The organism is uncultured Sphingomonas sp., from assembly GCF_964243315.1.
GTDB lineage: Bacteria > Pseudomonadota > Alphaproteobacteria > Sphingomonadales > Sphingomonadaceae > Sphingomonas.
This window is the reverse complement of the sequence record NZ_CAXTEM010000012.1, coordinates 18,445-39,238: the sequence shown is the minus strand read 5'-3', so window position 1 is coordinate 39,238 and position 20,794 is coordinate 18,445. Positions and strand designations below refer to the sequence as shown.

Below are 20,794 nucleotides of genomic sequence, written 5' to 3'. Positions count from 1 at the left end.
TATCCTTAACCGGCGAGGCCGGGCTCGGCCTCGTCGTCGTCGCGCCGCCACGGCAACCGGAACCGGCGCCCGCGTGCGTCGAGGTTCGGCACGATGACGAGCGGCGGCTTACCGATGATCTGCTGGAGCGAACCGACGCCCCGGATCGGCTGCATGATCAGTTCGAGCAGGAACGCCAGCACGACGCCGATGCCCAGGCCAGCAGCGATGCCGCCGAGGATCAAGAAGGGCCGGTTGGGCGAGCTCGGCTGATCCGCGGCGACGGGCGGATCGATGACCGACAGGCGCTCGCCCTTCTGCTGTTCGCTGAGCTTGGCGCTGCCGCGCGCACCGATCAGGCTGGTCGCAACGGTTTGGTAGTTCGCGCGAAGGCCATCGGCGCGCGACTGAAGCTGCGCGATCTGCTCGTTCACCGCAGGTCCACGCGCCTGCGCCGTCATGACCGCGCCGGTCCTTGCCTGTTCCGCACCCTGAGCCGCGGAAAGGTTTGCGATCGCCGCATTGTTCGACGCGATCTGCTGCTGGATCACCGAACCGGGATTGAACTTCTTGTTGTTGACCGCCGCGAAACGCTTCGCTTCCGCGAGGCGCTGCTCCGCCAGCCTGACGTCGGGGTGATTGTCCGAATAGACTGCTCGCGCCCCGGCCAACTGTGCTTCTGCCGCCGCGACCGCAGGGTCGCGATCGACTGCCGTCGCCTGCAATCGCAGCTGCGACTGGAGCTGCGCATTCTCGCGCTGAAGGCTGGCGATCTGCCCCTGGAAGCCGCCGGTGCTGCCCAGCATCATCGTGTTCGAGTTCGACAGCACCATCCCGTTCGCCGCCTTGATCGACGCGATCTGGCGCTCGAGCGCAGTGATCTGCGACGACAAACCGTTCGCCTGTTCCTGGAGGAATTCGACGGTGCCCGTCGCCTGTTGCGCGGTCTGTGCCGCATCGAGGCGGACCAGCCGTTCGACAAAGTCCTGCGCGACGAGTTGCGCCTTCTGCGGATCGGGATATTCGAAGCTCAGCGAGAAGGCGATCGTATTCGATCCCTTGCCGCCACCACCGATGTCGGCACTGACCGGCGAAATGCTGGTCGAAGAACGCATTTTTTCGATGATCGCGGAGAGCGGCTTATCCTGCCGTTCTTCGCTGTAGAGGTTGTTGTTCTCGATCAGCTCGATCAGGTCGGGACGACTGAGCACCTGCTGCCGGACCTTGGCGATCCGCTTGTCGATCAAGCCTGTCTGGGGTGAGCCTTCGATGCCGGGCTGCAGTTCGGGCGTCTCGACCAGCAGGGTCGCGCTGGAACGATAGGTCGAGGGCATGACGAACGCCGCCACCAGGCCGGCGATCGTGCACAGTACCAGCGGTACGATGATCCACCAGCGGCGCTGCCACAGGATCGAGGGCAGATACGCGATGATCCCCCCGCCGCTGCCGCCGGCCTCGTCGCCGTCGGCGCCATATGCTTCGCTCATTGACGTCCACCCACCGTGAGAGCCAGGCCGACCCGGCCGCCGATATCGCCATCCGTCGGTACGCCTAGACCCTTTACGTCACGATAAAGCGCCGTCGCGAAAGCCGACAATCGCCGCGCAATCTGCTGGTTCACCGTTGCCGAGGCCGAGATGAAATCCTGATTGCTGCGTGCGATCGCGTTTTGCGACACGGCGATGCCGTTCGACGATCGCTGGTAGCTGGCCGTCGCCGAGATGCTGGTGCGTTCGGCCAGGCGATAGCTGTAATTGGCGCTGACGCTGGTCTGGTTGCGCGCGCCGCCAAAGGCACTGACGCTCGGCTGACGAGCCGCAATCAGGCAAAACGAGCCGCGCTCGATCGCGCGGCAAAGCGAACCGTTGGCGGATGCCGCGACACCGTTGCTGAACCCGTCATCGACCAAGCTGACGCCAACCCCGAGGTTGAGCGACCAGTTCTGAGCCAGTTGCGTGCTGTACGTGACCATAGGATTGATGAAGCGCGAATTGGGAACATCGGCATAGTCTATCACGGTCGCCGACACTTGCAGGCCGATCGAACTGCGCTCCGACAGGCTGCGCGTGTAGGACGTGTTGACGCCATAGGTGCGCGAGCTGATCGCCACGCCGCCGCTATCCGGATAGGAGTTGCGTGATACGTTGGCACCTAGACCCCAGGTAGACACTTCGTCGGGACGGTAGCTGCCGAACACGGAGGCGGTCAGGCTGTTGCGGCGCTGACGAAGCCCGATCAGCCCGATATCGCCACCGGGGGCACCGGGATCCGTGAAGACCGGCGCCAATGGCAGCGGCGTCGTTGGCACCGGTGTTACTCCCACCGTGCCCGGATCGCCCGTGCCGACTCCGATCGGCCCCACGCCTGCACCAGTGCCTACCGTGCCGCCGACCGTACCCGGGACGAAGATCGGAACGCCCGAATACGCGCCCGCGGCGCCAAGGATCGAACTATCGTAACCGGCCGAAAAGCCGATCGACGCCCGCGGGTTAAGCTGGCTGTTGCCGCCGATCGTCAGGCCGTAGCTATCGTTCGCGTCGAAGTTCTTGAAATATTCGGTGCGGTTATAATAACCCGAGACCACGCCGCTGTCCGTATCGTCGAGAATCTCCAGGCGCGGCGTGATCGACACCTGCGCGCTCGCTGCCCCGTCTCCGTCACCGCGTCCGAGGAACGGGTTGGTCGAATACCCACCGCCGGCCGTGATCGTTGCGGACGGCACTAGCGTCTGCGCCGCAAGCTGGGACGGGACCGCCACCGCAGCAGCAGCGATCGCGCCGATCAACAGTCGATTGCGAAGCGCCGTCATGGCATGATCACCGTGTCGCCACTCTGCATTTCGGGCAAGCCGTTCACTGCGAGATCGCGCGAACTGGGATTGCCCTTGATCGCATCGCTCAATCGCACCCGCATCGTCACCAGCGCGCCGTTCTGCTTGCGCAGGATTAGGACGTTGGAGGTGTCAGCGAACTCGCTAGGTCCACCGGCCATGCCGATCGCCTCGAGGATGTTGACGTATTTGCCCGGGGTGAAGATCCCCGGCGAGCGCACCTTGCCGATGATCGAGAACTGGAAGCCCGCGGGGTTGCGGACAGATACGGTGACCTGCGGAACCTGGTCGCGGAACTGAGCGGACAGCCCCCGCGTGACCGCCGCCTCGATATCGACCGGCAGCTTGCCCGCTGCATCGACGCGGCCGACCAGCGGGAACGAGAAACTACCGTCCGGCAGGACGCGGATCGAGCGCTGCAGACGCTCCTCGCCCCAGACATAGACCTCGATCTCGTCGCCCGGGTTGATGCGATACGGCGGCAGCTTGTTCGCGCCACCCTGCTGCGCCATCGCCTGGGGAACGGCGATCAGCGATCCCGCTGCGCTGGCCAGTGCCACCGCGCACGCAATTGCCACCTTCATTGTGTATCCCCCGAAAGCCTACTTGATAGCGATGTTGCTTTAATCGCGCTGGCTTGCAAAAGCCATATGCTTCTATGCTGCATAGCGGCAATTCTGGGACGCTATGGTTCGCGAGCGGCACCTGCCGGCTTCGACACGCCTGCCGAGGCGACGTTCGGGGCAGTATGGGACGAGCGACTGTAAAACGGGACGACGCCGAGATGACGACATCGACGAAGCCGCGCCACGGGATGCGGACAGCGCTCGCAGCGATGGCGCTTCTGCTCGCGGTGAGCGGCTGCACTTCGAAGGAAGAGCTCGCCGCGGAGGCGATGAACGAGGGCGTCGAACTCTACACCGCCGGTCAGTATGACGCAGCCGCGGCCAAGTTCAATTATGCGGTCAGCCTGCGCGACGACATTCCGGCGCTGTGGCTCGCTCGCGCACGCAATCAGATCGAATTGAAGGATTACGGCGGCGCGTTTGGTTCCTATCGCAACGCGCTGGACCAGGATCGCAGCAACCGCGAGGCGCTGCAGGCGGTGTCACAGCTGGCACTCGCAACCAACGATCTCGACCTCGCCAAGGACTACGCGTCGCAGATCCTCGCGCTCGACCCGACCGACACCAACGCGCAGTTGGTCAGCGGTACCGTCTCTTTTCGTCGCGGTCGGCTCGACGAGGCACTCGCCACCGTCGACAAGACGCTGGCCCGGGAACCAGCGAACGAAGCGGCGCGGGTGTTGAAGAGCCGGATCCTCCAGCGGCGGGGCGATAACGCTGCGGCGCTGGCGCTCATCTCACCGATCTTCGCGGCGGGAGGGGGAAGCCCCGACCTGCGCCGCCAGCTCGTCTCGCTATACGAGCGTGACGGCAACGGCATCGGGCTGGCGCGGGTCGCGGAACGCAACGCGGCCGCGCAGCCGCGCGATCCGGCGGCGCAGATCGAGTGGGCGCGGCAGTTGATCCTGAGCGGGCGTGCCGCGCGTGCGGCGACCGTGCTGAGCGCAGCCCACCGCATCGACTCGGGCGACGCCACCCGCGCGCAGACCGTCGCGATGCTGCTCGACGCCGATGTGTCGGGCGCCGACACCGCAAGCCTCTTCGCCGCGGCCGCTGCCGAACCGAGCCTCGCGATCGCGCTGGCGCAACATGCGATTGCTGTCCGTGATCCCGCGATAGCGATCGCTCGACTTGCGCCGATGGCCGCGGCGCGTCCGCTCGCCGCCGCTACCACCGACCTCCACGCCGCCTATGCGCTCGCCCTGGCGCAGGTCGGCCGCGGCCAGGAAGCCGCACAGCGCGCAGCCGCGGTGCTCGCGATCGATCCCGCCGAACCCATCGCCCTCTTGGCCCGCGCCTTCACCGCGATTGCCGCACGCAATCTCGACGCCGCGATGCGCGACGCACGGATCGTGGCTCGTGATAATCCTGGCTCGCCGAACGTCGTGGCGCTGCTGGCGCAGATCTATCGGTTGCGCAACGATCAGGCGTCAGCGGAGGCGACAATCAACGGCGCGTTCAACGACAATGAGGAAAATCCTGCGTTCCTCGCGCTCTACGTCGCCCAAGCACTCACCAGCGGCAAGGCCGCGGACGTGCAGAGCGAGGTCCGCGCCTTTACGATCCGGCACCCCGCCTCGGTGCTGGCGTGGCGACTGCGCGCGCAGATCTGTACGGCGACGAAGGACGCCGCCTGCGTGTCCCGTGCCCGCGCGCTGATCGGGCGTCTACATGGCCAGCAGATCGCGTTGCCGCCCGTCCCGCCCGAGGAACAGACCGCCGAGCGCGACCTGCAAACCGCGATGCCGCAATGATGCGGACAGATCGGCGCGACTATCTCGGCGTTGGCTTCGACCCGCTGTCGCTGGAAGCGGTGGTGGAGCGTCTCGCGGCGCGCGACCCGGCGGCGCGGTTCGCATATCTGGTCACCCCGAATGTCGATCATCTCGTCCGGCTGCACGGCGAGCACCGCAGCGATCGCGAGGCGATCTGGACGGCGTATCGCGAGGCCGAATGGTGCACGTGCGACAGCCGGATCGTCGCGGCGCTGGCGCGGCGCGACGGTGTCGATCTGCCGGTCGCGCCGGGCAGCGATCTGACGATGATCCTGCTGACGCAGACTGCGCGCGCCGGGGACAGGATCGCGATCGTCGGCGGCAGTGCGGCAACCGCTGCGGCGCTGCGCGAGCGGCTGCCGGCGCTCGACATCGTCCACCACGCGCCGCCGATGGGATTGCGCGACGATCCGGCCGCGCTCGCCAGCGCTGCCGCGTTCGTCGCCGAGGCACGCGCCCGCTTCACCTTCCTGGCGGTCGGATCGCCGCAGCAGGAACTGCTTGCGGCGGCGGTCGTCCGGCGCGGCGATGCGACCGGCATCGGGTTATGCGTGGGGGCGGCGGTGGAATTCGTGATCGGCGAGCGCCAGCGTGCGCCCAAGATCATGCAGCGGCTGAGCCTGGAATGGGCCTTCAGGCTTGCCGCGGAGCCGCGCCGGATGTGGCGGCGTTATCTGGTGACGGGGCCGCGCATCTTCCTTCTCGCCCGCCGCCATCGCAAGGAAGGGCGCGCGCCGGGCTCCTGACCCGGCGCGCGCCTTGTCCCGATCGGCTTACTTGGCCGCTGCACCGCCGCCGGCGGCGGCAGTCGGCGCGAAGCCCGGCTGATATTCGATCTTCGCCGAATCACGCGCCTGCTTGACCTGCTTCTTGGCGATGTCGGAGACCGCATCGCGGCGGATCGCCTGCGTCGCCAGCTGGCGCGCGTCGTCACCCTCGAGCGGCTGGACGCGCTTGTCGGCGATCACGCTCACGACGACGCGACCACCCGAGGCGAGCACGAACGGCTCGGTCGGCGGCAGTGCGCTGATCTGCTTGATGAGGCCCGGCGGGGTCTGCGCGCTGTCCATCGCGCCCTTCTGGCGGCCGAACTTGATGCCCATCTGGGTCAGCGTCGTCGCGACCTCGTCGAGGCTGTGATCCGCCTCGAGCGCCTTCAGCTTGGACCGATCGTCGGGTGCGGGGAACTGGATCTGGTCGAGCGCATAGATGGTGCGCTGTGCGAACATCGCCGGGTTGGCCGCGATGTAGCGATCGACGTCCGCGGTCGAGGGAACCGGCACGTTCTTCGTCACCTGCTTGCCGAGCATGCTGATCATCAGCTCGTCATTGAGACGGCGCTGTTGTTGGAGATATTCGGGATCCTTGTCGATCCCGCGGTCGCGCGCCTGCTGGACGAGCAGTTTGCGATCGACCAAGCCTTGCAGCGCCGCTGCCTGAACTGCCTTCTTGTCGCCACCCTGCGCCCCGGCGCGCTGCAACTCGCCGTTGAGCTCCGACAGCGATACTTCCTCGCCATTGACCACCGCCACCACCTGGCCGGTCGCGGCGCGCTTGCACCCCGACACCGTCAGCGCGGAAGCCAGAAGCAGGATCGTCAAAGTTTTCGATTTCATAACGGCCTTTCACTAGAACCCATCGTCCACTAACCGGGACGCCGCGGCATGCTCGGAAGTCGCGTATAAATCGTTACAGCCCTGCGGGGACATTGGGAAGGAAGTCGTGATGCAGACAGTCTATGATTGGGTCACGGTGGCGTTCTTCGCCGGTCTGGTCGTGCTGCTGCTTCAGCGTTCGATCGGCCCAGACGAAAGTCGTGACTCCCTCTACCATTACATCGTGCCTGCGGGCGGTTGCGCGGTGACCAACTATCTCGGCAACAACGGCCATGACGCGTTCGCGATTCTCGCCTTCGTCGGCGTGATCGCCTACACACTATACTTCCTGAAACCTTTCGCACGCGCCTGATCTCAGGCGAATGATCGGGCTGCGGATCAGTGCGGCCCGATCAACAAGGTGCGGGCCTGGCGATCGACCGAGCCGACCAGAGTCCGCACGAACGTCTGCAAGGTCCGCATAGCTTCCTCGCGATCGTTGCCGATGACCGAGACCCGCGCCAGCATGCCGTCGGGGATGTAACCCTTCAGATTGGCCTTTGCCATCATCAGCCGCTGATCGAACCAGCGCGTCGGCACGTCCGGCCCGACCCTGGTCCAGTACAGAATGAATTCGCGACGCGCGCCGCGATCCGCGATCAGGAAGCGGGCCGGCAGCGTAAACCTGTCGTTGATCCGGATCTCGGTGGGTTCATTGTCAAGGATCGCGAAGCCCGAGGCGGGATAGCAGACCTCGGGCCGGTGGACCTGAAGCCGGCCTTCCTGGATGCTGCTATAGGCGAGCACCATCATCACCGGATCGGCATCGCCCGCCGCATAGGTGCGGGTGAGAAGCTGCTCGTACAGCGTGCGCGAAAGTTGATCCTCGGGCGGCAGGATCAGTCCCGACGCGGTGAGGTAGTTCCAAGGCCCGATGCTGGTCGGGAACATCGCGGTGAACGACTTCTCGGTCAGCCGCGGCATGCTGCGCTTGGGTACGTAGAGCTCGGACAGCGCTACCGTGCCGGCGAGCGCCATGCCGATCATCATCTTGCGCCGCGACAGCGGATCCTGCGTCGTCGCCATCAGACCGCCCTCGCCCGCGAACCGAACCGATAGAGCAGAGCGCCGACGATCCGGTCGATCAGGAAGATCATCAGCACCGCGACGACGAACATGAACAGACCGGCGAATTCATGCAGGAAGCCCTGCGCCACCGCCTCGCCGCCATAATAGGTCAGCAGCACCAGCATCAGCACCCGGATGAAGTTTGCGAACACCGCGATCGGGAAGATAGCGAGCACCAGGATCAGCGTGTACCGCCAGCTCGCATTGTGCCGCAGATAGACGTAGAAACTGCCGATCGCGGTGAGGCTGATCAGCGAATTCAGCCCCGCGCACGCGGCGGCGATCAGCAATTCGAATTGGCCGATATAGATGCTCACCCCCGACGTCGCGACGGGATAGCCGAGCGCCGACAGCAGCCCGACGACCGTCTTGGAGATCGCCAGCTTGATCGGCTGGGTGCCGACATCGATGAAGGTCTCCGGGATCGGGATCAGGAAGATCGAATAGAGGATCGGGAACCACAGCACCTTCAGCACCGGCAGGCCGCCGACCGCGTAAAGCACCGCGACGATGCTGAGATAGGCGGCGAGCCCACGCACCTCGAGCAGACCGGTGATCCGCGACGCGGCATAGAGCAGCAACAACGGCACGAGGAGCAGCACCGCGCGCCAAGCGGGCGGCGGCGATGCCACCGACGCGGCTTGCCCTGCACTGCGCGCGAAGATCCAGATGGCGGTGGCGAAGACGATCGGCGCATGCGCGGCGGCGTCGGTGCCCCATCCGCGCGACGCGAGATCGAGCAGCGTCGGGATCGCCAGTGCGGCGATGCCGAGCCAGAAGATCGGATTGGCGCGGAACGAGCGCCATATCGCCAGGCCCATCTCGCGCCAGGTCGGCGTCGTGACGTCACGCGCGTCGATCGGACCGGTGCGCGGGCTCATCGGCGGCGGCGAAGGATCGGCCGCGGCCGCCATCCCGTGCGACTCATCGGTCGCCGCATGTTTGGTCGGGATGGTGAGGTCCATGATCGGTTAAGTAACTAGCCCATAGCGGTTAAGATCATACCAAGGGCGTGATGGCCGAGGTCGCGTCGACCGCGACAGCAACAAGGATCGAAAAAGCGCCTAGCGCTCGCCGATCCGGCATCCACCCCCTGCCGATCCCATATAAGCCACGGCGATCCTTGGCAACTGATCGGGCGCAGCATCCTCCCGATCCGGGACGGGCACTATACCGCGCCGTCGCGCACCTTTAGATGCCGCGATGGGGAACGGGGGAAATGACGGCATGACGAACGCACGGCAGACCGGCGACGGGTCGACGCGGCGGGTGCCGGTCCTGCGACGCCTGCGCATGCGCCACCTGCTCGCCGCCTGGGCGGTCGCGGTGGCGCTCGTGCTGCTGTGGCAATCCCTCGCCTATCGCGGGCTGATGGCGCTCGCCGCGGAGTGGGAGTTCGACGCGTTCGGGCGCTATTATCCCGCAATGACCTACCTGTTGCTGGTGGTGCTGCTCGGATCGCCGGTGCTGTGGCTGATGCGCGGGCGCGCGGACGACCACCTGCCCGGCCGCACCTTCATTCGCGCGCTGCTCGGCGTGGCGATCGCGTGCGCGCTCGGCAGCGGACTCGCCCTCGCGACGATGATCGCGCAACCGGGCGACGATGGCGCCGCGACCCGCATCGTGATCGGGTCGTCGAGCGCGGAGGGCGCGCGGGCCGGCGTCGCGGTGCTGGTCGGCGACGTCATCGAGGATCGGGTCGCGGGATTGAGCGAGAACCTGTTCGTCGCGCGCCGCTCCTTCCGGTTCGCGCCGATCGTGGCTCCGGGCGATCGCGGCGGCAGCGCCCCAGTGCGCTTCTTCGCCGAGATCGGCGCCGACAACACCCTGGCGATGGCAAGGCGGGACGGCGCCTTGCAGGGCATCCTCAAACCGCAGGCGTTGCCGGGCGAGCTGGTGAGGCTGTTCCGCTATGCCGGCGTCGATGTCGCGCGCGATTACCAGGTGTTGTTCGCGACGCGCGACAGCCTGACCTGGCCCTACCGGGTAATCGCGGTCGAGTTGTCGGTGGTCGCTCTACTCTGCGCCGCCGCGGCGCTGGGGCTTCACCTCTACCGGGAACGACGCCGGCAAGCGGGCGGCAAGATACTGCCGGATTAACCAAAGCTCGCCACCTCGATTTCAGAACTGCCGGCTATCTTTTGCCGATGTTGAACATTCTCAAGCCCCTGACCCCCGCCGTCGTGGCGATCATCGGCTTCGTATCGCCGAGCGGCGGCGAACAACCCGCGCGGGTCGCGCCGGTCGTCGCACCGAAGTCTCCGGCCCCTCCCTCCGGCGGCATGACTCGGGCAATCAAGGAAGCGGACGGGCTGTTCTACGTCACCGCGCGGGTGAACGGCACGCCGATCCGCTTCGTCGTCGACACCGGCGCCAACGTCGTCGTGCTCACCAGCAGCGACGCGCGCCGTGCGGGCGTGAAGAGCGGGATCGGGTCGGAGCGGATCGAGACCGCCGCTGGCGGATCGTCGATGCGCTGGGCGATGCTCGATCGGGTCGACCTTGCCGGCCGGCAGCTCACCGGCACGCGCGCCGCGGTGGTCGAGAACGGCTTGAAGATCTCGCTGCTCGGCCAGAACGCGCTGTCGCAACTACAGTCAGTGACACTGGCTGGCGAACGGCTGGAACTGCGCTGATCGGCCGATTGCCGACTGCAGTTCAGGCCGGCAGCAGGCCCCGCTCGCTGCGCCGGCCGCGGATCACCCAACCGACGAGCGCGAAGCCCGTCAGCAGCATCGCCCAGGTCGAGGGTTCGGGCACCGGCGTTACCGGCGGAGCGAGCGGATCGGCGACAGCCGTCGGCGTCTCGGGCGAGGGCGACTGCTCGGAACTCTCGAAAGGATCGGGCCAGTTCGCCGGCCAGTCCTCGGGCGGCGGCTGGAGCATCGGACCTGCCTGACTCGGCGGTTGATACGCAAAGTCGATCGGCGCCGGATCGTTGGCCGCGATCGGCAAGGGCGCGGTGGCGCCGCTCTCCGTGGCCGGGACCGTGGTCGCCGGAGAATTGTTCTCCGCCACAGGAACAGGCGTCTCGGCCGTTGTCGGGGTCGTTGCGGTAGGATCGCCGCTGCCGACGCTGCCGGACCCGCCGCCACCGCCGGCGCCACCGCCACCGCTGCTAGCGCCGCCTGCCACGGGCCGCCCTCCCCCGCCGGCGCTGGCGAACATCGGTCCGGGCAGCGCACCTCCCGCGCCGACCGAAGCAGGCCCGGACAAGCCGAGCGCATCGGCGGTCAGGGGCAAGGCGTCGATCGGGACGACGGGGCCGGCAAAGCCTTGTTCCTCGGGCATGCCGCTGCCGCCGAGCGCGCGACGGCGTGCGGCCAGCGGTAGGCCCGCCGTTTTGACCGGTACGAAGGTACGGGCGAGGACGTCGCGGGGAACCCAGCCGAAGCGCTTGGGCGAGCCGGCCGGCGGCGGCGATATGGCGAGCGCACCGAACGCCTTCGGATCGCGCGACCCGTCGACGAACAGCGCGCGTTCGTTGCGCGCGGCCAGCGCCCCCAATGCGAGGATCATCGCCAATCCGCCGACCACCATCAATTGGACGCGGCGTTCGCGAAAGCGCAACGCGCCCGTCGTCTCGGTCATTTCCAAACCCCCCGGTTCATATCCATATAGACATAAGTGCGACCGATTGGCTCGCGGCCTCCGCGCTCTGCGGGCGCCGGTCTTGATTTTGCGTAACCGGCGGGCAAAAATGCCACAGGCCGGGCGCCGTCGCCCGGTGGCTCGACGTGCGGGCGCGGGGGATGCGATGAATATCGAGGTCACGCCGGGGCGCGGGCTGCCTATGCTCGCCGCCCTCGTGCTGCTGTTGCCGGGATGCACCGCAGCGCCGATCGATGACGACGGTCGCATCGTGCGCGCCACGCTCACGTTGCTGGCGAGCGGACGTACCGGTGCGGAGCCGTTGTGCGTCGACGACCGCACGCGTGGCGAGCCGCTGGCGATCTATCGAACGATGCGCGCGCAGACTGCGGAAGGCGATCGCCATTGGCGCCACCCAGCCCCGCTCCGTGCGCCCGGTGGCGTGTCGGGGCGCGCGCTGTTCGAGGATGCGGTCGGCAGCAATCGGCTCAGGATCGCGGAGCCTCGCTCCACCGCCGCGGCGCTGCCGGCGGTCGACCAGCGGCGCCTCCACGCGGCCGCGACCTCGCTTGCGCTGGTCGGCGAGAGCGATGCGGTGACGATCGGTGATGCGGAAGCCGTGCCCGGCGCATCGGCACGCTGGTGGTTGATCAACCGTTTCCGCGCGGGCTGCGACCGGCGTTACCTGCTGTCGCGGATCGTGCGATCGGCAAGCACCGCCTTCGTCACCGTCACCGCGGATCATTGGGGTACGACCTATGCGGTCGAACGCGTCCGCGGCGACTGGCGGGTCACCGCGCAGTGGAACAGCTGGCTGTACTGATCCGGCGCGGCGTGCGTGGTTCAGCGTAGCACCGCGTGCGCGACCGCGCCGATCGCCACCCAGGGTGCGACCGTCGCGACCGCCAGGATTGGGCCGCGAATACGGCGGATGCGATGTTCTACGGCGTCTAGCGGGGGATCCTCGACCGTGACCACGGGCATGGTGCCGAAATCGGCGCGAACGATCGTCTCGACGGTCTGCGCGCGCTCGATCTCCGCGCGATCGACGGACACGACGAACTCGCAGCCATAGCTGCTGCCGCTGCGCCGGACGATCCGCGCGTCGCGGCGGCCGATCCCCGAGATCCCGATCGAAATGGCGTCATCGAACGAGATCGCTTCGTTCGTGGTCATGCGGAAGCCGGTCGCCGACAGATCCTCGATCAGGATGTCGACCGGGCGCTGGTCCGGCTTGCGCAGCGTCGCGTCGAGGCTGACCGCTTGCCGATCGGCCGTGCGTTCGTCCCGGTAGAGCTTTGCCGCCAATGCCATAACAGTTCCTCGATCCTCTGAAGTCACCTTGCGCCAGTCGAGGTTGAGACGGCGTAAACGTCCCGGTGCGGCAATCGAGGTTAACTGCGTCAATTCGGAACAATACGAGGGTGACCGGTCGATCAGCACTGATGAAACGACTTAACGCTACGCTTACCACGTCAGTCGATCATGACCTCCGCACCCATGCCCAAGCAGATCGACTGGACCGCCGAAGCGACGCTATTCCGTTGCGAGGACGGCACCGACTGGCGCGGCGTCCTGTGCGGGCAGCTCCACGCGCTGGTGCAGGCGATCAACGCCGCGCATGACGATCCCTGGAACTTCTACATCCAGACGGTGGACGGCGCGCAGTTCGTCGGCAACGAGATCCGCCTCCTCGCGCGCGACGCGACCCGCCCCCTCCCCGACAGCGAACGCTGAACCCTACGACCGAACGGCGCGGCATGTGGCCGTCGTGCCGCTACGAACGAAAAGGGGCCCGGACGATTGCCGTCCGAGCCCCCTTCTTCGATGATCGTCTTCGGGATCAGCCGCTGGTGGCGATCCGGCGGACCTTGTCGGTGAAGCGCTGCTCCGAGGTGCGGATCGCGCGGCGCATCGCCACCCCGACCAGCGCGAAACCGGCAAGCATCATCGCCCAGGTGCTCGGCTCCGGCACCGGTGCGACGGTCTTCAGCGTCACGCCGCCGAGCTTGAAGCCGTCGATCTTCTTGTCGACGTTGACGAAATTCGCGCCGATCAGCCAGAAATTGCCCGACGCGGTGCCGAGGTTCAGGGAACGCGATCCGCTCATCGAGGTGCCGAGTGCGTCGGCATGACCCGTCAACAGGCCGCTCAATGCCATGCCGTTGGTGTTGTTGAACGTCAGTCCCTGGTTCCAGGCGCCTGCCAGCGTACCCCAGCCGATCGTCGCGTCGCTGTCGGTCTTGCCGTTGAAGGCGAACGCGTTGAAGATCGCCGAGGTGAGCTGCACGGTCTGGTCGAACTGGAGCAGGATGAAGTCGACCCGGCTCTGGTTGTCGGTGACATGGGTGTTGCCGAGGCCGAATTCATCGCCGGAGGTCACGCCGAGGCCGGAACCAAAAGCTCCGAGGAACGAGTCGCGGACGCGGTTTCCGTCCTAACTCCAGGCGGTGGCGCGGACGTTGACCGTCTTGTCGGTGCTCGTGAAGGTGCGGGCGTTGCCGTTGACGCCGTTGACGAGCGCCTTGCCCGTGAACTCGACCATCGAAGTCGCGGCCAGCGCCGGAGCCGCCGAAAACAACGCCGCAACCGCGACCGCACCCAATATCCGCTTCATTGTTCGTCTCCCTTAAGATGATGGAGACAGTATCGAGATGAACGACTTGTTCATCAATATCGTAAGTCTGCGGATCGGTCTCGATGCGGTACAAGATAAGGTTAATTATTGAGTATTTACTAGTTGAAGTAATGTTTACGCTATACGTTAACTATACTCGGCCCTAGTCTCGACGCTTATGTCAGGGCGTCAGCATTATCCAGCCGCTCCCCTTCCTGTTCTCCCGCGAAGGCGGGAGTCCAGGGTTCCGCTAGAGGCTAATCGTTGTTGTGCTTGACCCTGGGTCCCCGCCTGCGCGGGGACACGGCGGCGAACGTTTTCACCGCATGCGCGCGAAAAACGCAGGCTAGCCGCGCCGCGACGTCACCGCAGAACGCCTACCTCAGCGGAAGCTGCGCGCGTGTTTGCCGCCATATCGCTGGCCGATATAGCTGGTCAGGCGCTGCATCTTGCTCGACGCGGCGTTGGCGCTTTCCGCGCAGCAGGGCAGTGCGTTGCCGCCCTCGCCCGCCGCGCGCATCTCGACCTTGTGGCAGAGATCCTCGATGTCCGCGCGGGTCAGCAGGTTCTTCTCGCGCAACAGGCACAGCAGGCTTTGCAGGATGATCAGGCTCTGCTCGCCCTGGCTGATGTCAGCCGAATCGAGTGCAGCCGCGGCCGAGTTCATCGCCGCCGCTTCCCGGTTCGAGTCCATGTATGAACCCATGATCGCTCTCCTAAGCGTATTATGCGGAGAGACTATGCCTTTCTGGCGGGCATGCAACCGGCAAAAATCGGGTCAGTTCAGGCCACCGCCCAGCGACCGATAGACCTCGACGAGGTTGCTGCCGCGCGCCAGCCGCGTCGTGACGAGTTGCTGCTGCGCGCCATAGGCGGTGCGCTGCGCGTCGAGGGCGACCAGGAATGAATCGACTCCGGCGCGGTAGCGTGCGTCGGACAGGCGTGCCGCGGTCTGCGCGGCATCGGCGCGGGCGGTCTGCGCGGCGACCTGTTCGTCGATCGTGCCGCGTTGCGCCAACGCGTCGGCGACTTCGCGGAACGCGGTCTGGATCGTGCGCTCATACGTCGCGACCGCGGCCTGCTGCGACGCGCGCGCATAATCGAGATTGCCCTTGTTGCGGCCGCCGTCGAACAACGGCAGCGACACGCCGGGCGACGCCGAGAAGGTCTCGCTGCCGCTGCCGAACAGGCCCGACAGCGCGGTGCTGAGCGTGCCGACCGCTGCGGTCAGCGAGATGCGCGGGAAGAACGCTGCGCGCGCCGCGCCGATGTTCGCGTTCTGCGCGATCAACTGATGCTCGGCCTGGAGCACGTCGGGACGGCGAAGAAGGACGTCGGACGCGATGTTGCCCGGCAACGTCGCGAGCGCCGCGTCGGCGGTGCCCAGCCCGGTCGGCAGCAGATCGGCGGTGACCGTCGTGCCGACCAGCAGGTTGAGCGCGTTCTGATCCTGCGCGATCCGGGTCAGGCCGGTGGCGATGTCGTTGCGCGCCGCCTGATAGTTGGTCTCGGCCTGCTTGGCCTCGAGCTCCGACGCGACGCCGATCCGGAACTGGGCGCGGGTGAGTTCCAGCGTCTGTTCGAACGCCTTCAGCGTATCGCGCGACAGGCGGAGCTGGTCCTGATCCGCCGCCAGCGTCTGCCACGCGGTCGCGATCTCCGCGATCAGGCTGATCCGCGTCGAGCGTTGCGCCTCCTCGCTCGCGAAATAGGCCTCCTGCGCGGCACGGCTCAGATTGCGAAGCCGGCCGAACAAATCGAGTTCGAACGCCGAGAAGCCGATCGTCGCCGAATAGATTTCGATGTTGGAGGTCGTTGTCCCGACGCCGGCCCCCACACCGCCGCCGGTTCCTACACCGCCGCCCGTGCCTACACCGCCACCCGTGCCTACGCCGCCGCCCGCTCCCGTCGTGCCGCCAGCTGCGCCGGCGCCGCCGAGTCCCGCGAAATTATTGGTGTAGCTCGCCGATCCCGAGGCGGCAGTGGTCGGCACCAGGCTCGACCGCTGGACGCGGTAGTTCGCGCGCGCCTGGAGCACGTTGGCGGCCGCGAGCCGAAGATCGCGGTTGTTGTCCAGCCCGAGCGCGATCACGCGACGCAGGCGATCGTCGGTGAAGAAGTCGCGCCACCCGACCCTGGTGATGTCGGGCGCGTCGGTCGCGGCGACCGGGTAGACGCCGCCCTGCGGAAGCGCGGTGGGAACCGCACCGACCGGACGGACATAGGTCGGCGCGAGGTTACAGCCGGCGAGCGCAGTGCTCGCGGCGAGCGCGAACAGCGAGAGGAGACGAAGGGTCACGACGGTCAGGCTCCCTGCGGCGCGGGCGTGGCGCCGGTGGTGTCGTTGGTGGCGTGGTCTGTTTCGTCGCGGTGTCCGAACAGGCGCAGGACCACGATGAAGAACATCGGCACGAAGAAGATCGCGAGCACCGTCGCCGACAGCATGCCGCCGACCACCGCACGGCCGATCGCGTTCTGCCCGCCCGCGCCCGCGCCGTTGGCGATCGCCAGCGGGAACACGCCGAAGATGAACGCGAGGCTGGTCATCAGGATCGGACGAAGACGCAGCTTGGCGGCTTCGATCGCGGCGTCGAACGGTGCCAGACCGTCGCGAATGCGCTCTTCGGCGAACTCGACGATCAGGATCGCGTTCTTTGCCGACACGCCGATCGTGGTGATCAGGCCGACCTGAAGGTAGATGTCGTTGTTCAACCCGGTCAGGCTCGCTGCGAGCAGGGCACCGACGATGCCGAGCGGCACCACCAGCATCACCGAGATCGGCACCGACCAGCTTTCATACAGCGCCGCGAGGCACAGGAAGACGATCAGCAACGACAGTCCGTACAGCGCCGGCGCCTGCCCGCCCGACAACTGCTCCTCATAGCTAAGCCCAGTCCAGTCCAGCCGGGTGCCCGGCGGCAGCTTGGCCTGCATGTCCTGCATCGCCTGCAAGGCTGCACCCGACGACACGCCCGGCGCGGGCTGGCCGAGAATCTCCATCGACGGCTGGCCGTTATAGCGGGTCAGCTGCATCGGACCCTGCCCCCAGGTGACGCTGGAGAAGGCGGTGAAGGGCGCCATGCTGCCGGTCGCGCCGCGAACGAACAGGTCGCCGATATCGTCGGGCGACATGCGATAGGCGGCGTCGGCCTGGATATAGACGCGCTTGACGCGACCCCGGTCGATGAAGTCGTTGACGTACGAGCCGCCCCAGGCCGTTGCGATCGTGCTGTTCACCGCGCCGAGATCGAGCCCGAGCGCGCGCGCCTTGTCCTGGTCGATGTCGACCTTCAGCTGCGGCGCATCGTCGATCGCGTTGGGGCGCACCCCGACCAGCGACTTGTTCTGCGACGCCATGCCGAGCAGCATGTTGCGCGCGGCGAGCAGCTTGCCGTGCCCGATGCCGCCTTCGTCGACCAGCTGGAGGTCGAAACCGGTGGCATTGCCCAGCTCCTGCACCGCCGGCGGGATCACTGCGAAGATCAGCCCGTCCTTGTACTGCGCGAACGCGCCCATCGCCCGGCCGACGATCGCCTGCGCCTTGTTCTCGGCGCCCGGACGATCCTTCCACTCCTTCATCGGAATGAAGGCGATGCCGCTATTCTGGCCCTGCCCCGCGAAGCTGAAGCCATTGACGGTATAGACCCCGCGGATCGCGCCGGCGGCGTTGGCGAGGAAGTGATCGCGGACGAGGTCGAGCCCCTGCTGGGTGCGCGCGCTGGTGGCACCCGGAGGCCCCTGAACCAGCGCGATCATCACGCCCTGATCCTCGTCAGGAAGGAATCCGGTCGGCAGCCGCGTGAACAGGAAGACCATGCCGACGACGATCAGCGCATAGGCGATCAGCGACCGGCCCCAGCGGTTGGCGGTGGTGCGCACGCCGCGCTCGTACCGTGCCCGGCCGCGATCGAACTTGTCGTTGAACCAGCGGAAGAAGCGCGCCAGCGGGCCGGTGCCCTCCCCCTTGTTGGGATCGTGCGGCTTGAGGATGGTCGCGCACAGCGCCGGGGTCAGGATCAGCGCGACCGCGACCGACAGCACCATCGCGGAGACGATCGTGATCGAGAACTGGCGATAGATGACGCCGGTCGATCCGCCGAAGAAAGCCATCGGCAGGAACACCGCGGACAGCACCAGCGCGATGCCGATCAGCGCGCCGGTGATCTCGTCCATCGATTTGCGCGCGGCCTCCCTGGGCGTCAGGTGTTCGGTGGTGATCAGCCGTTCGACATTCTCCACGACGACGATCGCATCGTCGACGAGCAGACCGATCGCGAGCACCATGCCGAACAGCGTCAGCGTGTTGATCGAATAGCCGAACGCCGCGAGCACCGCGAACGTGCCGGTCAGCACCACCGGCACCGCGATCGTCGGGATCAGCGTCGCGCGGATGTTCTGGAGGAACAGGAACATCACGAGGAACACGAGCACCACCGCCTCGACCAGCGTCTCGACGACCTGTTCAATCGAGAGGCGGACGAACGGCGAGGTGTCGTACGGGAAGACCACCTTCACGTCGGGCGGAAACTGCTTGGCGAGTTCGGTGACCCGCTCCTTCACCGCAGCGACGGTATCGAGCGCGTTCGCGCCCGGTGCGAGCTTCACGCCGATGCCCGAGGCGGGCTTGCCGTTCCACTGCGCGGAAAAGCCGTAATTCTCCGCGCCGATCGCGACCCGCGCGACGTCACCCAGCCGGACGATCGATCCGTCGGTGTTGCTCTTCAGCCGGATCTGCGAAAACTGTTCGGGCGTGGTGAGACGCGACGAGACCGACACGGTCGCGTTGAGCATCTGTTCCTTCGGCGCCGGCTGCGCGCCGATCTGCCCCGCTGAGACCTGCGCGTTCTGCGCCGTCACCGCCGCGGTCACGTCCGCGATCGTCAGCGCGTAATTGTTCAGCTTCACCGGATCGACCCAGATCCGCATCGCATATTGCGACCCGAACAGCTGGGTGTCGCCGACACCGGGTACGCGCGAGAGCGGGTCGGAAATCCTGGAGGCGACGATGTCGCCGAGATCCTCGGCGTCATGCTTACCGTTCTCGGAATACAGACCGACGAACAGCAGAATGTTCTGGGTCGCCTTGGCGACGAGAATGCCCTGGCGCTGGACCTCCTGCGGCAGCAGCGGCGTCGCCGCTTGCAATTTGTTCTGGACCTGGACCTGCGCGATGTCGGGATCGGTGCCCTGTTCGAAGGTCAGCGTGATCGTCACCGACCCCGCGGACGACGACGACGACGAGAAGTAGCGGAGGTTGTCGATGCCCTTCAGCTGCTGCTCGATGATCTGGGTAGTGGTGTTCTCGAGCGTCTGCGCGTCCGCACCCGGATAGGTGGCGGTGATCGCGACCGCGGGCGGCGCGATCGCGGGGAACTGCGCGATCGGCAGGGTGCGAAGCGACAGGACGCCCGCGATGACGACCATCACCGCCAACACATAGGCGAAGATCGGGCGATCGATGAAGAAGCGTGACATGTCGGTTTACTTCGCTTGTGCCTGTGCCTGGCCCTGCTGCGGCGGCGCGCCGGCGGGCTTGGCATTGGGGTTCCATGGCTTGCCCTGAACCGGCATGCCGGGGCGCAGCATCATGCCCCCCTCGACGATGATCTTGTCGCCCGGCTTGAGGCCGCCGGTGACCAGCCAGCTGTCGCCGATCGCGCGGCTGGTCTGAAGCGAGCGGACCTCGACCTTGTTGCCGGCGCCGACGACCATCACGGTCGCCTGCCCCTTCTCGTCGCGGCCGACTGCGCGCTGCGGCACCAGTATGCCCTTCGCCTGGGTGCCCTCGACCAGCGAGGCGCGCACGAACATGCCCGGCAGCAACAGGCCGTTGGGGTTGGGGAACTGGGCGCGGATGACCTGCGATCCGGTGGTGGGATCGACGGTCACGTCGGCGAAGCGCAGCGTGCCCTGTGCGCCATATTCGCTGCCGTCTTCCAGCTTCAGCTTGACGCGCGCGTTCCCGTCGCGGGTCAGCTGTCCGCTGAGGATCTGCTGACGCAGCTTCAGCAGATCGGCGCTCGATTCCTGGATGTCGACATAAATCGGGTCGAGCCGCTGGATCGTCACCAGCGGGTTGGTCTGCGAGGCGGAGACCAGCGCACCGGTGGTCGAGATCGACCGGCCGATCCGTCCCGAAATCGGGGCGGTGATGGTGGTGCGGCGCAGATCGATCTCCGCGCTGCGCAATGCGGCCTGCTGTGCGGCGACGTCGGCCTGCGATTGCTGCGACGTGGTGACCGCGTTCTCGTAATCCTGGCGTGCGATCGCATTGATCTTGACCAGCTCGCCATAGCGGCGAACCAGCGCCCCGCTCGACGCGATCGACGCGCGTGCACGGGCGAGTGCGGCACGGGCGCTGGCGACCTGTGCGACATAGGGCGCCGAATCGATCCGGTAGAGCGGCTGCCCGGCACGGACCTGCTGGCCCTCTTCGAACAGGCGCGCCTGGATCAAGCCATTGACCTGCGGCCTGACCTCAGACGTCTCGTACGCGGATGTCCGCCCCGGCAATTCGGTAGTCAGCGTCACCGGCTGTTCACGCACGACGACGTACCCGACCTGTGCCGGTCCCGGCTGTGGCTGCTCGGGCGGCTTGCCGCCGCAGGCTGCGACCGACAGAAGGAGCAACGGGGTGAGGGTGCGAATAAAGG

Annotated in this window: 21 protein-coding genes; 7 read left to right on the top strand and 14 right to left on the bottom strand. The window is 66.7% G+C overall.

What is annotated here, in order from left to right; genetic code table 11:
* Window positions 1–5: 5 nt before the first annotated feature.
* The 3 genes from ACFE77_RS06085 to ACFE77_RS06075 are packed head-to-tail and all read right to left on the bottom strand — an operon-like array spanning window position 6 to window position 3,393.
* Entirely contained in the window at window positions 6–1,466 is a 1,461-nt protein-coding gene (locus ACFE77_RS06085) for a Wzz/FepE/Etk N-terminal domain-containing protein (protein ID WP_375420734.1), read from the bottom strand.
* Complete coding sequence (locus ACFE77_RS06080; protein WP_375420733.1) at window positions 1,463–2,788, bottom strand: hypothetical protein; 1,326 nt, start codon at window positions 2,786–2,788, stop codon at window positions 1,463–1,465. The genes ACFE77_RS06085 and ACFE77_RS06080 overlap by 4 nt, the downstream gene beginning before the upstream one ends.
* On the bottom strand, window positions 2,785–3,393 hold the full coding sequence (locus tag ACFE77_RS06075) for a polysaccharide biosynthesis/export family protein (protein WP_375420732.1): 609 nt from the start codon (window positions 3,391–3,393) through the stop codon (window positions 2,785–2,787). The genes ACFE77_RS06080 and ACFE77_RS06075 overlap by 4 nt, the downstream gene beginning before the upstream one ends.
* A 200-nt stretch (window positions 3,394–3,593) precedes the next feature.
* Here ACFE77_RS06075 and ACFE77_RS06070 point away from each other — a divergent pair, with 200 nt between their 5' ends.
* Both ACFE77_RS06070 and ACFE77_RS06065 read left to right on the top strand, forming a co-directional pair.
* Complete coding sequence (locus ACFE77_RS06070; RefSeq protein WP_375420731.1) at window positions 3,594–5,189, top strand: tetratricopeptide repeat protein; 1,596 nt, start codon at window positions 3,594–3,596, stop codon at window positions 5,187–5,189.
* Window positions 5,186–5,956 carry a WecB/TagA/CpsF family glycosyltransferase gene (locus tag ACFE77_RS06065; RefSeq protein ID WP_375420730.1) on the top strand — a complete coding sequence of 257 codons (771 nt, stop codon included), beginning with the start codon at window positions 5,186–5,188 and terminating at the stop codon, window positions 5,954–5,956. The genes ACFE77_RS06070 and ACFE77_RS06065 overlap by 4 nt, the downstream gene beginning before the upstream one ends.
* 27 nt (window positions 5,957–5,983) lie before the next feature.
* On the opposite strand, the gene ACFE77_RS06060 is transcribed toward ACFE77_RS06065, so the two are convergent.
* Window positions 5,984–6,811: an EpsD family peptidyl-prolyl cis-trans isomerase gene (locus tag ACFE77_RS06060; RefSeq protein WP_375420729.1), complete on the bottom strand. Its 828-nt coding sequence runs from the start codon at window positions 6,809–6,811 to the stop codon at window positions 5,984–5,986.
* A gap of 124 nt (window positions 6,812–6,935) precedes the next feature.
* Between ACFE77_RS06060 and ACFE77_RS06055 the strand changes: the two genes are divergently transcribed.
* Window positions 6,936–7,178, top strand: a complete 243-nt coding sequence (locus ACFE77_RS06055) for an XrtV sorting system accessory protein (protein ID WP_375420728.1) — start codon at window positions 6,936–6,938, stop codon at window positions 7,176–7,178.
* A 26-nt stretch (window positions 7,179–7,204) separates the two neighbouring features.
* Here ACFE77_RS06055 and epsI read toward each other — a convergent pair whose 3' ends face one another.
* Together epsI and xrtV are read right to left on the bottom strand one after the other, a co-directional pair.
* On the bottom strand, window positions 7,205–7,891 hold the full coding sequence (gene epsI / locus ACFE77_RS06050) for an exosortase-associated protein EpsI, V-type (RefSeq protein ID WP_375420727.1): 687 nt from the start codon (window positions 7,889–7,891) through the stop codon (window positions 7,205–7,207).
* Complete coding sequence (xrtV, locus tag ACFE77_RS06045; protein ID WP_375420726.1) at window positions 7,891–8,898, bottom strand: exosortase V; 1,008 nt, start codon at window positions 8,896–8,898, stop codon at window positions 7,891–7,893. The genes epsI and xrtV overlap by 1 nt, the downstream gene beginning before the upstream one ends.
* 262 nt (window positions 8,899–9,160) lie before the next feature.
* Between xrtV and ACFE77_RS06040 the strand changes: the two genes are divergently transcribed.
* Together ACFE77_RS06040 and ACFE77_RS06035 are read left to right on the top strand one after the other, a co-directional pair.
* Window positions 9,161–10,033, top strand: coding sequence for a hypothetical protein (locus ACFE77_RS06040; RefSeq protein ID WP_375420725.1), 873 nt, complete (start codon window positions 9,161–9,163; stop codon window positions 10,031–10,033).
* A 47-nt stretch (window positions 10,034–10,080) separates the two neighbouring features.
* On the top strand, window positions 10,081–10,569 hold the full coding sequence (locus ACFE77_RS06035) for a TIGR02281 family clan AA aspartic protease (protein ID WP_375420724.1): 489 nt from the start codon (window positions 10,081–10,083) through the stop codon (window positions 10,567–10,569).
* A gap of 22 nt (window positions 10,570–10,591) precedes the next feature.
* Here ACFE77_RS06035 and ACFE77_RS06030 read toward each other — a convergent pair whose 3' ends face one another.
* Window positions 10,592–11,524 (bottom strand): PEPxxWA-CTERM sorting domain-containing protein, encoded by a 933-nt coding sequence (locus tag ACFE77_RS06030; RefSeq protein WP_375420723.1) that lies wholly within the window; start codon window positions 11,522–11,524, stop codon window positions 10,592–10,594.
* A gap of 166 nt (window positions 11,525–11,690) precedes the next feature.
* Between ACFE77_RS06030 and ACFE77_RS06025 the strand changes: the two genes are divergently transcribed.
* Window positions 11,691–12,347 (top strand): hypothetical protein, encoded by a 657-nt coding sequence (locus ACFE77_RS06025; RefSeq protein ID WP_375420722.1) that lies wholly within the window; start codon window positions 11,691–11,693, stop codon window positions 12,345–12,347.
* Between the two features lie 20 nt (window positions 12,348–12,367).
* Here the strand turns inward: ACFE77_RS06025 and ACFE77_RS06020 are convergent, their stop codons facing one another.
* Window positions 12,368–12,838: a PilZ domain-containing protein gene (locus tag ACFE77_RS06020; RefSeq protein WP_375420721.1), complete on the bottom strand. Its 471-nt coding sequence runs from the start codon at window positions 12,836–12,838 to the stop codon at window positions 12,368–12,370.
* A gap of 171 nt (window positions 12,839–13,009) precedes the next feature.
* Here ACFE77_RS06020 and ACFE77_RS06015 point away from each other — a divergent pair, with 171 nt between their 5' ends.
* A complete protein-coding gene (locus ACFE77_RS06015; protein WP_375420720.1) occupies window positions 13,010–13,261 on the top strand; it encodes a hypothetical protein in 252 nt (83 codons plus the stop codon).
* Between the two features lie 106 nt (window positions 13,262–13,367).
* Here ACFE77_RS06015 and ACFE77_RS06010 read toward each other — a convergent pair whose 3' ends face one another.
* The 6 genes from ACFE77_RS06010 to ACFE77_RS05985 form a co-directional block, all read right to left on the bottom strand.
* Entirely contained in the window at window positions 13,368–13,907 is a 540-nt protein-coding gene (locus ACFE77_RS06010; protein WP_375420719.1) for a PEPxxWA-CTERM sorting domain-containing protein, read from the bottom strand.
* Window positions 13,908–13,961: 54 nt separating this feature from the next.
* Window positions 13,962–14,141 carry a hypothetical protein gene (locus ACFE77_RS06005; protein WP_375420718.1) on the bottom strand — a complete coding sequence of 60 codons (180 nt, stop codon included), beginning with the start codon at window positions 14,139–14,141 and terminating at the stop codon, window positions 13,962–13,964.
* Between the two features lie 382 nt (window positions 14,142–14,523).
* The gene (locus ACFE77_RS06000; RefSeq protein WP_375420717.1) at window positions 14,524–14,847 is read right to left on the bottom strand and encodes a hypothetical protein; all 324 of its coding nucleotides are present in this window, start codon (window positions 14,845–14,847) and stop codon (window positions 14,524–14,526) included.
* Between the two features lie 72 nt (window positions 14,848–14,919).
* Window positions 14,920–16,440: an efflux transporter outer membrane subunit gene (locus tag ACFE77_RS05995; RefSeq protein WP_375420716.1), complete on the bottom strand. Its 1,521-nt coding sequence runs from the start codon at window positions 16,438–16,440 to the stop codon at window positions 14,920–14,922.
* Window positions 16,441–16,445: 5 nt separating this feature from the next.
* Window positions 16,446–19,616: an efflux RND transporter permease subunit gene (locus ACFE77_RS05990; RefSeq protein ID WP_375420715.1), complete on the bottom strand. Its 3,171-nt coding sequence runs from the start codon at window positions 19,614–19,616 to the stop codon at window positions 16,446–16,448.
* 6 nt (window positions 19,617–19,622) lie between these two features.
* Window positions 19,623–20,672 (bottom strand): efflux RND transporter periplasmic adaptor subunit, encoded by a 1,050-nt coding sequence (locus ACFE77_RS05985; protein WP_375420714.1) that lies wholly within the window; start codon window positions 20,670–20,672, stop codon window positions 19,623–19,625.
* Window positions 20,673–20,794 lie beyond the last annotated feature (122 nt).